11 protein-coding genes are annotated in these 12,476 nt (G+C 59.1%); 4 read left to right on the forward strand and 7 right to left on the reverse strand.

Annotated features, from left to right (window positions below; translation table 11 throughout):
• Positions 1-35: 35 nt before the first annotated feature.
• Complete coding sequence (locus HMJ39_RS10240; RefSeq protein WP_194297233.1) at positions 36-641, reverse strand: hypothetical protein; 606 nt, start codon at positions 639-641, stop codon at positions 36-38.
• 133 nt (positions 642-774) lie between these two features.
• On the opposite strand from HMJ39_RS10240, the gene HMJ39_RS10245 reads away from it, so the two are divergent.
• Complete coding sequence (locus HMJ39_RS10245; RefSeq protein ID WP_080531785.1) at positions 775-1,617, forward strand: metal-dependent hydrolase; 843 nt, start codon at positions 775-777, stop codon at positions 1,615-1,617.
• Positions 1,618-1,872: 255 nt separating this feature from the next.
• Here the strand turns inward: HMJ39_RS10245 and HMJ39_RS10250 are convergent, their stop codons facing one another.
• A complete protein-coding gene (locus tag HMJ39_RS10250) occupies positions 1,873-3,759 on the reverse strand; it encodes a sigma-54-dependent Fis family transcriptional regulator (RefSeq protein WP_080531786.1) in 1,887 nt (628 codons plus the stop codon).
• Positions 3,760-4,042: 283 nt separating this feature from the next.
• Here HMJ39_RS10250 and HMJ39_RS10255 point away from each other — a divergent pair, with 283 nt between their 5' ends.
• The 3 genes from HMJ39_RS10255 to HMJ39_RS10265 all read left to right on the forward strand — a co-directional run bounded on the left by HMJ39_RS10255 (position 4,043) and on the right by HMJ39_RS10265 (position 8,726).
• A complete protein-coding gene (locus tag HMJ39_RS10255) occupies positions 4,043-4,966 on the forward strand; it encodes a transporter (RefSeq protein WP_080531787.1) in 924 nt (307 codons plus the stop codon).
• Between the two features lie 75 nt (positions 4,967-5,041).
• Positions 5,042-7,138 carry a PQQ-dependent dehydrogenase, methanol/ethanol family gene (locus HMJ39_RS10260; RefSeq protein WP_080531788.1) on the forward strand — a complete coding sequence of 699 codons (2,097 nt, stop codon included), beginning with the start codon at positions 5,042-5,044 and terminating at the stop codon, positions 7,136-7,138.
• Between the two features lie 73 nt (positions 7,139-7,211).
• Complete coding sequence (locus HMJ39_RS10265; protein WP_080531789.1) at positions 7,212-8,726, forward strand: aldehyde dehydrogenase family protein; 1,515 nt, start codon at positions 7,212-7,214, stop codon at positions 8,724-8,726.
• Positions 8,727-8,864: 138 nt separating this feature from the next.
• Here HMJ39_RS10265 and HMJ39_RS10270 read toward each other — a convergent pair whose 3' ends face one another.
• Genes HMJ39_RS10270 through HMJ39_RS10290 form a run of 5 tightly spaced genes read right to left on the reverse strand, consistent with a single transcriptional unit; the run spans position 8,865 to position 12,247 of the window.
• A complete protein-coding gene (locus HMJ39_RS10270; protein ID WP_194297234.1) occupies positions 8,865-9,140 on the reverse strand; it encodes a hypothetical protein in 276 nt (91 codons plus the stop codon).
• The gene (locus HMJ39_RS10275; RefSeq protein ID WP_194297235.1) at positions 9,140-9,751 is read right to left on the reverse strand and encodes a PDZ domain-containing protein; all 612 of its coding nucleotides are present in this window, start codon (positions 9,749-9,751) and stop codon (positions 9,140-9,142) included. Before HMJ39_RS10275 ends, HMJ39_RS10270 begins: the two co-directional genes overlap by 1 nt.
• A 38-nt stretch (positions 9,752-9,789) precedes the next feature.
• Positions 9,790-10,608, reverse strand: a complete 819-nt coding sequence (locus HMJ39_RS10280) for a hypothetical protein (protein WP_051015561.1) — start codon at positions 10,606-10,608, stop codon at positions 9,790-9,792.
• A complete protein-coding gene (locus HMJ39_RS10285; RefSeq protein ID WP_080531791.1) occupies positions 10,605-11,063 on the reverse strand; it encodes a putative periplasmic lipoprotein in 459 nt (152 codons plus the stop codon). Before HMJ39_RS10285 ends, HMJ39_RS10280 begins: the two co-directional genes overlap by 4 nt.
• Entirely contained in the window at positions 11,060-12,247 is a 1,188-nt protein-coding gene (locus HMJ39_RS10290) for a hypothetical protein (protein ID WP_228462285.1), read from the reverse strand. Before HMJ39_RS10290 ends, HMJ39_RS10285 begins: the two co-directional genes overlap by 4 nt.
• Positions 12,248-12,476 lie beyond the last annotated feature (229 nt).

Consider the following 12,476-nt stretch of genomic DNA (forward strand, 5'->3'; position numbering starts at 1 on the left):
GTTGCCGGGCTAGTCATTCGCAGTCAGAGCCGTGGTCAGAGCTGCTGGACTTGGGTAAAAAGGGCGTTTATTCTTCCTATACACGAGGCCAGATTCTCGCCACTGTAAAGCCAGGGGTCGCTGAGCAGCGCTTCCATCCGTCGCATCAACCAGTCCTGCAGGCGCAACTCCGCGGTGGCCCGCCAACGCTCCGGCACACGGCGCCCCAGCATCCCCCGCACCGCCTCGGGTATCCCCTGATGCAGCCAGGTTTTGACACCCAGTTGCGTGCCGCCGGCCAATAGCGCCAGCAACACCGGGTTGTGGCTGAGCCAGGTGATTCCCTGTCGGGATAACGGCACTTCCAGCAGCTTGTCCACGGTGGCGGTGATGGTGTCCTCGTCCACCAGTTCCCCGATCAGCCGGTCACTGTCGGTACCGCTTTGATACAGACGCTCCATCATTTCGCCGACCAGCTCCGGCACCCCGCCGCCCAGTTCCATGGTGGCCGCGTACTTGTGCGCGGTATCGATCACCTGCTCCGGGGTCACCACCTCTCCCAGACGCAACCGGCCGGCTTCGGTCAGCAGGTAATCAAGCTCCTGCTCCAGCCAGACGTTCAGTTGCTCCGGCGCCAAAGTTCGCTGGAAATGCGCCACCATGGCATCAAGTAAACAATTTGCCTTAATTTGTCTATTGTCCGTCACGACATAACCCTATTGTTAGAAGTGCCTTGCTGATGGGCCGGCCAACTGTATCATCGAGTGATGTAACATTCATTAGAGGTACGTGATTATGGCCATCTCAATTCTGCCGACGCGCCGTAACCTGCGTTTCAAGCTGGACCCGGCGAAGGCCCTCACCTGGCATCGTGACGGCCTCAATGTCAGTCAGTTTCTTAACACCATGAGCCTGTTTTTCCCGGTCGGTGAACGCTTTTTCATAGACAGCGTCCGCAACTACCGGGAGCTGGTTCAGGATCCCGAGCTGAAAAAGGCAGTGACCGCCTTTATCGGCCAGGAAGCCATGCACGGCCGCGAACATGATGAGTACAACGACCATGTAGCCGACGCCGGTGTTCCCCTGAAAGCTCAGGAACGGCTGGTCGAAGCACTGCTCAAGCAAATCCAGAAGCGCACGCCTCAGTCCTTCCAGTTGGCCGGCACCGTGGCCCTGGAACACCTTACCGCGATTCTCGCCGACGGGCTGCTCAGCCTGCCGGAAATCATGGAGGGTGCGGACGACGGCTACAAGGCCATTTGGAATTGGCATGCCCTGGAAGAGACGGAACACAAAGCGGTGGCCTTCGACGTCTACCAGTTGGCGGTGGGTACCGACGACCGTCTGTCCGCCTACGCCCTGCGGACCTCCACCCTGGTGATCTCCACCGCTGTGTTCTTTGCCCTGTTCCTGCCGTTCTACGCGCATAACGTACGCGTTACCGGCGGTCTGTTCGACGCCAAGGGCTGGCGCTCGGTGCTGCGTCACAGTCTGGGCAAGAAAGGCATCTTCCGCTATACCGCCAAGGCCTGGCTGGACTGGTTCAAACCGGGTTTCCACCCGTGGGACCACGACAACCGGCAGTATCTGGAGCAGTTCGAGGCATTGCTCGGCGACGTTCTTACCGACGCTGCCTGATCCAATCCCCTTTTGGCCGCCTCGCGGCGGCCCTGCCTTGTGCCGGCCTGCGCCGGCTTTTTTATATGGCCGCTGTCCAGAGCGGCCCCCTTCCAGTCCGGGCCGATTCGCTGGCCAGCCTGCTTCCCACAGCGGCTTCGTAGCCATTCTGTGGGAAGCAGGCTTGCCAACCAATACTGAGCAAGCTCATACCCGGAGGCCTTGTTCCTGTCAGCCTCTGTATCAACAACAGGCTGGATTTACATCCGTCCTCGCTCAATCCAGGCCGAACTGCCGCATTTTCCGATATAGCGTCGCCCGGGCGATGCCGAGGTCCTTCGCGGCGGCGGAAACATTGCCTTTGTGTCGCGCCAGCGCCACTCGCACCGTTTCACATTCCGCCTGTTGCAAGGTCCCCGAAGGCCGCGTCGATGAGGACGCGGCCAGCGATCGAAGCGAAGCCGGCAAATGCTCCACCGTTACAATACCGTCCTCCGACAACGCCACCGCCAATCTCAGCGCCTGTTGCAGTTCACGGATATTGCCCGGCCAGCAATGCCCCCGCAGCGCTCGCCAAGCTGCCTCGGACAACACCGGCGGCTCTTCCCCCCGTGCTTCCCCGGCCAGCAAGTGCCGCACCAGGTCATCGAAATCCTGGCGCTGACGCAGCGGCGGCAGCGGCATTTGCAACCCGTTAATGCGATACAACAGGTCTTCACGGAACAGCCCTTCCGCCACCCTTTGTTCCAGGTCCCGGTGGGTGGCGCAAATCAATGAACATTGCACCGCGGTGCCACGGGTAGCCCCCAACCGGGTGACCTCCCGTTCCTGCAATACCCGCAAAAGACGCGCCTGCAACTCCAGTGGCATATCACCAATTTCATCCAGGAACAGCGTGCCACCGTCGGCCTGTTCGAACTTACCCGGCATGCCCCCCTTGCGTGCACCGGTGAAAGCGCCGCCCTCGTAACCAAACAGCTCGGATTCAATCAAACCCGCCGGAATCGACGAGCAGTTCACCGCCACAAAGGGCCCCTCGGCACGGGGCCCGGAACGATGCAGCCACCGCGCCATCACCTCTTTGCCGGTGCCGGTCTCGCCGCGCAACAGAACCGGCAGATCATGGTGGAAAGCCCGCTGGGCCTGGCGCAACAAGCCGTTAACCCCGGGATCATCGTGGAAAGGCGCTTGCGGGTCAGGCTGTCCCACCGGCGTCGGACCCGACGGAGAAAAGCCGCTAAAGCGCGGCGATGGCCGCCCCTCCAACCGGCAAAACAATTGCAAGCCGCCATGACAGGACAGAGCCACCGGCGTATTCCCGGCGGTCCAGACGCGCTCCATACTCCCCTCGAATAGCGTCTCGAAACACAGCCGGCCGCCACCTTCCCCCATGGGGAGATCAAGCATCTGGCGGGCCACCGGGTTGGCGCCCAGCAGACAGCCGTCGCCGTCAAAGTGCAACAGCCCGCGCATCGGTGAATCGGTCAGTTCCGGGCGATAATGAATCGCCAGCCGTAACTCGCCACCAATACGCCGCATCATGCGGTTTTCAATCGCCCGCACGGCCAGCGCCACCGGCTCCAGAATGCCAATGCGGTGGCCGCCATGGCGCCGGGACGCATCCAACACCGCCACCAGTTCACCATAAGGGTCCCGGACCGGCACGGCGGCACAGGCAAACACACGGGCCTCATCGAGAAAATGCTCGCTGCCGCATACCACCGAGGGGCGCCCCTCCGCGAGAGCGCATCCCGGACCATTGGTGCCGGCCACGGATTCATTCAAATTGACACCAACGCGCAGCGCCGGAGCGAGGTCGCGACAGGCCGGGTTTTCGTTACCCAGGGCATGAATCACCACGCCCCCTGCCTCGATACAGGCCAAGATCCAGTTGGCGCGGCCCAATGAATGAAACAACAGTTCCATTTCCGGCGCCACGTCATCCAATAACAGATGATGATGCTCGCCAATGCGGCGCACGTCGGTGCGGGACACGACGTTAAAGATGACCCGATCATCGGGACACAGTCCATGATGACGTGAGCGCTGCCAGGAGCGCACCACCGAATCGTCCAGTAGCTGGGGGGGCACATCCCGGCCTTCCTCGAACAATCGCCTGGCTTTTTTAACACGGTGATCGAAGTCGAACGGGTTAATTTGCATAGCGCTCTCCGGAATCCTGTTTTGTTGTTATACAGCCGGTACTCACCACTGTTTCAAAACGATACACCCATCTATCCGGCAACGAACTCAGGGTCTGCTTCAGGGTCTCTCAAACACCTGACAATCCACAGTATTTTTTAATTTTTCCCAAAAAAACAAGTATGGCACGCCCTCTGCAATACAACAACGAGGTGGCTGTTCGCGAGGGTGACAGTCCGCCTTCGAGGACTTCTATTTTTTTGCGACGCTTTCTATCGAATAACAGAAACAAGGAACCGATTTCATGAACGACGACAAGAATGTAAAAGCGGCTTCCCGAAAACCCATCATACCGAAGAAAAAGACCGCCCTGTCACTGCTGGTCGGCGCGCTCTCGGTAGCGGCGGGCCAGAGCCACGCCGTGGACGTGGACGCCGGCGACTACACCGCCTTGCCCGCGGGTACCAATCTGGCCATGGTCTATTACCAGTACGCCGATCGCGACCGCCTCTACAGTGACGGCGACAGCGTACCCATTGATGCCGGACTCGAGTCCCATGTTGGCATTTTACGCGGCGTTCATTTCACGAAAATTGGCGATTACATCGTTGACCCTCAATTTCTGCTTCCCTTCGGTCACTTGGAAGGCAAGGACGACACCAAGTCACTGGGCGATGCCGATGGTCTCGGCGATTTGATTCTCGCCGCCACGGTCTGGTTGGTGAACAAACCTGAAACCAATACCTACTTTGGTATTACGCCTTTTGTTTATGTGCCTACTGGCACCTATGACCACGACGACGCGCTTAACCTTGGCGAGAACCGATGGAAGTTCGCTCTGCAGGCGGGCTATATCACCGGCCTCACCGAGAAGGTGTTCCTCGACATCGCCGCCGATGTCACCGTGCACGGAAAAAATGACGATTTCGGAGCAAACAAGGACACGCTTAAGCAAGACCCCCTGTTCCAGGTCCAGACCTTCCTGCGCTATCAGCTACGTGAAAATCTCGATTTACGTGCCGGGCTTTCCCACACCTTCGGCGGGGAAACCGAAATCAACGGTACCGACCAGGATGATCGTTCCAGAACCACCAAGATGACCATTGGCAGTGGCTGGTTCGTCACACCTTCCGTGCAGTTGCTGGCGAATTATGGGCGTGATCTTTCCGTGGAAAATGGCTTCAAGGAAAACAATCGTTTCAACCTGAGAATTCTCAAGGCATTCTGATCAGTAGCGCCGCCGGTGTCATGGCACCGGTGCGTTCACAGGCAGCGTGATAAAAATGAAAAGGAGCACCTGAAAATGACTTTGATGCTTGCATTCCGCAGGGCGACGATGCCCTCCCTGTTGCTACTGTCCTCCCTGTTTACCGCGGGACCGGTCATGGCGGACCAGGCCGGACCGGACGAGGCTTCGATACTGGCCAACCGTGACAGCGGCAAGGACTGGCCCAGCCATGGTTTCGACTATGCCGGCACCCGCTTCAGTCCGCTTACGCAAATCACCAGCAAAAATGTCGACAAGCTCGGTCTTGCCTGGTCCTACGACCTGAAATCCACGCGCGGCATCGAAGCCACGCCGATCGTGGTGGACGGCACCATGTACGTGACCGCATCCTGGAGCGTGGTGCATGCCCTTGATGCCAAGACCGGCAAACAACTGTGGAGTTATGATCCGAAAGTACCCAGGGAAAAAGCGTACCAGGCCTGTTGCGATGTGGTGAACCGTGGCGTTGCCGTTTACAAGGGCAAGGTTTTCGTCGGTTCGCTCGATGGACGCCTGGTGGCCCTCGACGCCAAAAGCGGTAAAAAGGTCTGGGAAAAAGACACCATCGTTGACCGTTCCCGCCCCTATACCGTTACCGGAGCACCGCGCGTGTTCCGTGGCAATGTGATTATCGGCAACGGCGGCGCGGAGTTCGGTGTGCGCGGTTACATCACCGCCTACGACGCCGAGACCGGCAAGCAGAAATGGCGCTGGTTCACCGTGCCCGGTGACCCCGCCAAGCCGTATGAAAACGACGCCATGGCCAAGGCGGCGAAAACATGGGATCCCAAGGGCAAGTATTGGGAATCCGGCGGCGGTGGCACGGTGTGGAATTCCATGGTGTTCGATCCGGAATTGAACCTGATGTACATCGGTACCGGTAATGGTACGCCCTGGGCACACCGCAAGCGCAGCCCCGCCGGCGGCGACAACCTTTACCTGGCCTCCATCGTGGCGATCAATCCGGAAACCGGTGACTACGTCTGGCACTACCAGGAAACACCAGGGGACAACTGGGACTACACCTCAACCCAGGATCTTATCCTGGCCGACATTAAAATTGACGGCAAGCTGCGCAAGGTGATCATGCATGCGCCGAAGAACGGCTTCTTCTTTGTCGTGGATCGCACCAACGGCAAATTCATATCGGCGCAAAACTTTGTCGATGTGAACTGGGCCACCGGCTATGACAAGAACGGTCGGCCAATCGAGATCGCCGAAGCCCGCTCCGAGGACAAACCCTTTGACGCTATCCCCGGCCCCTTCGGCGGACACAATTGGCATTCCATGTCCTACAGCCCGAAAACCGGACTGGCTTATTTTCCGGCGCAGAATATCCCGCTGAATCTGATGGAAGATAAAAACTGGAAGGAGCACGGCAGCAACAAACCGGGACAACCAATGAGCGGCATCGGCTGGAATACCGGCATGTTGATCAATGCCGAGACACCTTCCAGCAAACCGTTCGGCCGGCTGCTGGCCTGGGACCCGGTCAAGCAGCAGGAGCGCTGGCGTTATGAACATGTGGCGCCCTGGAACGGCGGTACGCTGTCCACCGCCGGAAACCTGGTGTTCCAGGGCACCGCTGACGCCAGGCTGATGGCGTTCGACGCCGGCAGCGGCGATGTACTGTGGCAGTCCCCCATGGGTACCGGCGTAATTGCCGCGCCAATCAGCTACCAGGTGGACGGCGAGCAGTACATCACCATCGCCGCTGGCTGGGGCGGGGTATTCGGCCAGACTCAGCGCGCTTCGGAGACGACGACACCGGGTACCGTTTATACCTTCAAATTGAATGGCAAAGCGGAGATGCCGGAGTTCGCGAAACACCAGCTCGGCAATCTTCTTACCGGCGTCAAGTACGACCCGGCCCTGGTGGAAGAAGGCACTTACCTTTACGTCAGCAACTGCGTGTTCTGCCATGGCGTCCCCGGTGTCGACAAGGGTGGCAACATTCCCAATCTGGGTTATGTGGACAAGAGCTTTATTGAAAATCTCGACAAGTTCGTCTTCAACGGCCCCTTTGTGTCGCGGGGAATGCCGGACTTCACCGGCAAACTCAGCGCGGAAGACGTGGAGAAGATCAAGGCGTTCATTCAAGGAACCGCCGACGCGATAAGACCCAAGAAATAACTCGATACCACTTTTTTCAATCACTCACACAGCAACACGGCCCGGTTTATCCGGGCCACGGGGAGCTTTTGCCATGAATATGATGACGGAATTCGGTCACACCATTGAGAGTCGCACCCGGACCTTTCTGGAAGCCACCCACCATCGCATGCTGATCGGTGACCAGTGGGTGGAAGCCGTCGAAGGGCAACGTCTGGAGGTGATCAACCCGGCGGATGAAACCGTACTCGGCACCGTTCCGGCCGCCGGGCAAACCGATGTGGATCGCGCGGTACGCGCCGCCGGGCAAGCCCTTGAAAACGGCCCGTGGGGAAGAATGCGCCCCTCCGAACGCCAGAACCTGATGCTCAAACTGGCGGATTTGATCGAACGCGACGCCAAGGTGCTGGCCGAGATCGAGTCCATCGACAACGGCAAGTCCGCGCAAATCGCGCAAGCAGTGGACATCACTCTGTGTATTGAATTTTTCCGCTACATGGCCGGCTGGGCCACCAAGATCGAAGGCGCGTCGCTGGACGTTTCGGTACCGTTCGCTCCACCGGAAAGCGAATTTTTCGCCTATACCCGCCGTGAACCGGTCGGCGTGGTGGCGGCGGTGGTACCCTGGAATTTCCCGCTGCTGGTCGCCACCTGGAAGTTAGCGCCGGCATTGGCGGCCGGTTGTACCGTGGTCCTCAAACCGGCCGAACAAACGCCGCTCACCGCGCTCTATCTTGGCTCACTGTTACAGGAGGCCGGTTTCCCCGAAGGCGTGGTGAACATCATTACCGGAGACGGTCCGGATGCCGGCGCTCCGCTGGTGGCTCATCCGGGGGTCAGCAAGGTAAGTTTCACCGGCTCCACCGAAGTGGGCAAGCTGATCGGCCGCGCCGCCATGGACAACATGACCCGCGTCACCCTGGAGTTGGGCGGCAAGTCACCGATGATCGTACTGGACGACTGCGATCCGGCCCTGGCCGCTCAGGGCGCCGCCCAGGCGATTTTCTTCAACCATGGCCAGGTCTGCTGCGCCGGGTCGCGCCTGTACGTGCACAAGAAGCTGTACGATAACGTGGTGGCGGAACTGGCGGAACTGGCCAAGGCGCTACCCATGGGGCCGGGGCTGGATCCGCAGACCCATCTGGGGCCGCTGGTCTCCCGTGAACAGCTGGACCGGGTGTGCGGCTATATCGATCTGGGCCGCGAACAAGGCGCGGAGCTGGTGACCGGCGGCGCGCGCGCCAATCGCAACGGCTACTTTGTCGAACCCACCGTATTCGCCAGTACCGACGATGCACTGCGTATCGTGCAGGAAGAAATTTTCGGTCCGGTGGTGGTGGCGCTGCCCTATGAGGATCTGGACGACGTGGCCCGCCGCGCCAACGATACCCCCTACGGTCTTGGCGCCAGTATCTGGTCCAACGATCTGTCACGAGTGCATCGTCTGGTACCAAAAATCAAAGCGGGAACGGTATGGGTCAACTGCCACAACATGCTGGACGTGGCGGTACCGTTCGGCGGCTACAAGCTGTCCGGCTTCGGCCGCGACATGGGCCGGCAGTCCCTGGATGCGTATCTGGAAACCAAATCTGTTTTCATGGCGGTTTAGATAACCGCCGGCTCCAACGGATTGATGGTCTGGTGCCTTTCCGCCGACGTGATGCGACGTGCGTCGGCGGTTTTTTTAAAGAGAGAGCTGGTGCATTCGAGCCGGCACACTCCCAACCGGAATGCAAGTTAAGAACAATTATCGCTGTCTTGCCAACGCGGGTTGCAGATCCGGATAGACATGCGAAGCGGCGTCAATCACGTCCTTGAAGTTGGCACTACCGCCATGTGTATTCACCAGCCACCGCGCCATGTCACCGACCGAGTGGAACGACTGATCCGATGTGGCACGGATGTACTCCCACCCCCCGGATGCCTTGATCGCCGCGTCACGGCCAACCGCCTTACCGCTTTTCGACCCTGCCATGCCGCCCAGGAAGCTGCCAAAAAAACCGCCCCCAGGTACATTCTCCATCAGCTTTCGCCCTGCGTAAGCCCCGGCAGCGGCGCCAACAGCGGACCCCGTGGCCTCCCCCATTTGGTGTTGATCGCCTTATTCACCCATTCTGCAGTGACACCGTCGGAGGTATAAGGGCTGAGGTACGGCCCGGAGTTATCCGAAATCACCAGGTCGGCGATATTAACCGGGGCCGCCGTCTCACCTTGTGTATCCAACCCCTTTTGCCCTTCAAGATAGGTCAACTCGGAAGCACGGCCTTCCGGCCCTCGTATCAGGACCACTTCACGCTCTTGTGAGTCCTGATTGTTCATCAGTTTCAGTTTTACCCGAGTATAGGGTTCGCCACGAATCACATGGATTGCCTGGTTAAGACCGTAGCCTTTCAATATGACCCATTGAGATTCCGGTGTGGGTGCCGCCGCCAGAATCAGATCTCCCAGCAGGATTTGTCCACTTTGTTCCGCCACCGAACCAGGGTTGATCCGAACCACCATCGGGTAGCCTCTGTGCTTCACCAGCCCCGCGCCAATGGCACCAGAGCCGGCTGGCGACAGTGATGATGCACAGCCCGTCAATTGAACCAGAAGCACGAACCCCAATACGTGCAGGATGGCTTTCATTCTCATGGTAACGCCCTTTCAGGAAATGTTGTCGTAATCGTTTTTCAAGGCCGCATTCTTTCCATGGTCAGCAACGCTAACTCTCGGCCTATCTGGCTCAGTGATACCGGCATATCACGTTTCTGGTAGCCACTGGACGTCGCCACCCAATGCGATTCCTTCTCGCTCTCTGGAGGTTCCGCCGTGGTTGAAAACGTTGTCACTACCGTGGCGTTTTCCGTGGACAGGACCCTCACCCGATACCCCGGATCACTGCCATCGCCGGCGGTTAACTCCAGGACATAGTCGGCGTATTCCGCCAGTGCGCGCATCTGCAGGCGCAACTGGTCCGGAGACAAGCGCGAGAAGGTGCCATCCTCCAAGGCATTATCGGATAGACGCCGCGCCAGTCCCTCATCCACCATGCTTGCCCCCGCCGACTGGAACGTTCCGATCAGGCCATCCCGTAAGGCGAAAGAGGTTTCCTTTTGCCGTTCACCCGGCACGCCACGGGTTTCCGATTGCACACCCGCGGCAACATTTCCCTGTTGTTGCGTCCTTTTTTTTCCGTCGCTTTGTGAAGACTTTCCGCTCATGGCCAACGTGGTCCGATGGTAGCCATACCAGTCGCTGACGCGGTCGGACAGCGCCTGGTGCCAAAGCACAGCGATACGAGGGCGATCGGGAAACCGCTCGCGGAATTGATCAACAATAGAGTCAGCATCACTGATGCGACCCGACCGCGTACTTAAGTCACTCCACCCCTGCTCCGTCAGCGGGGATCTGGCCGGGGCCATCATCGGCGCGGCGGAATGATCCTGTGCTAGCGCGGCGCCAATACCCGCCAACGCCAACATCAAGACCGTAGCCTGAACGCAGCTCATCGTGCCTGCCTCACTTCAATACGATATTGCAGCCGTTCCGTGCCCACGGATTTTTCCCGGTACACCGCGCTGGAATTAGCTGGTACCGGCAAACGTTGCCATACGGGTTTGGCATCCACCGGTATGCCTTGTTGGGAAAAAAACCGGGTTCTCGCCTCCACTACATAGTTGTGATCGGTGTGATTGCGCAGCTCCAGCCAGACTTCAGAGGTTCCTGTATCCGTGTATCCAATGCCATGCCCCGCGCTGGAAAGGCGCAACACTTTATCCGGGCCGAACAGCCCTTCGCTGAAGTTCCGGTTCAGGTCGTAGTCGGCGAAGACGACGGTATTGAAACCGGGCTCTTCAAGGCGCTGGCTCAGCTCCTTTTTACTCATCCCCGGGCTTTGACAGCCGCCCATTAAAGACAGCAAGCCCATCGCCCAAACCGCATTCATCAATCTGGTTCGCATCATGGTGAGACCCCTTCTGGTGTAGATCGGACGAAGGCAAAGCCATTGCCTTTGCCGTCGTAATGGACGGCTATGGTGGCGACGCTATCCACCATCAGCGCACCATCGGCATCCAGGAACACCATCCGCGACCCGTTGCTGACAGGATCACTTCGCACGGTGGTCAGATGAATTTGATCGGGAAGCCGACGCCAATAGCGTGTGTCCGCCCGAGTACGCGAACGAGCGGACAATCCTTGCGCCGCCACGCCGATGGCGGTGATGGTGTGAAAGCCAGCCGCCACCGCACCGCCGGCACTGGTGCTGAGCCCGGCCAGCACGCTGCTGTCGCTGACCGAGGTCAGAGCATCACCCGTGGCCTCAGCACTTTTCTTGAACTGAACCTTACCTTCGATAATGCGGTCCACGGTCCGCCCTCCCCGAGTTGATGCCTGAAAAAAAACATCCTCGATCGGGAAAAGCGACTGTGATACAGCGGCCGTTTCAAGGCGAGCACCCTGTGTCTGTATCTCACGGCCACGGCGGTAGACCAATTGATAGTGTCCAACACCGTCAGCTAACTTGCGCGGGGCACTGCCGGTTTCGGCAATGACAAGGGTGTTGTCGTCGTCATCCGGCAAGGGGCCATTCGGGCGGAGCCGCCGATACTCGGCAAAGTGCTGTTTGGCCAAACTGCCGTTACCATCCAGGCGCGCCGCCCAGCCCGCCAGGAAGATCAAGGACGCAAAGTCCGTGGCGTGCTGCTCTTCCTCGGCGAAGGCATCCTGCAATAGGCCACTCATAAAAGCCGCCCTCGCATTGCCGTAATGACCCTCACGCAGGAACAGCAAACCCCGGTAGTAGAACACCATGCTCCGCTCGTAGGGCTCGCCCTTGAATTCCTTTTCTCCTTCCTCGTACCAAAGGCTGCGCGCCCGGTGTGCGGCATCGTTGTCCGCGTATACGCTTTCGATGTTGACAATGGCCTGATCGAACGCGGCGCGGGCCAGATCATATTCCTGCAAATGAAATGCCGCCGCGCCGATTTCCATCAAATTGAGAACCTCATTGCGGCGGCCTTCTTCAAATAGTGCGCGGTACAGCGGTCGCAATGATGGAGGCTTTTGGTCCACCACTTCCTGCTGAGCCACTGAAAGTGTTCGCGGCTGATACTGAGTGGGGCCGGTGGCGCAGCCCGCGAGAGCCATAACGGCCACACCGGCGGCCATCAGTTTAGCGATAGAGCACATTGTCCTGAGCCGCTTTGCGCATTTCGTAAGAGCCACTCCAAACGATGGTGCCCAGCTCCAGGTCCACCATTTCGAAGGTAACCTGATGGTAACGGGAGCGGGTCCGGCGGTATCCGAGAAGCGGCTGTCGTTAACACGAGGCGGCAACGTGCGCTACCAGCTCAAGACGCCGTACCGGGACGGCACC

The sequence above is a fragment of the Alloalcanivorax profundimaris genome (assembly GCF_015265435.1).
GTDB lineage: Bacteria > Pseudomonadota > Gammaproteobacteria > Pseudomonadales > Alcanivoracaceae > Alloalcanivorax > Alloalcanivorax profundimaris.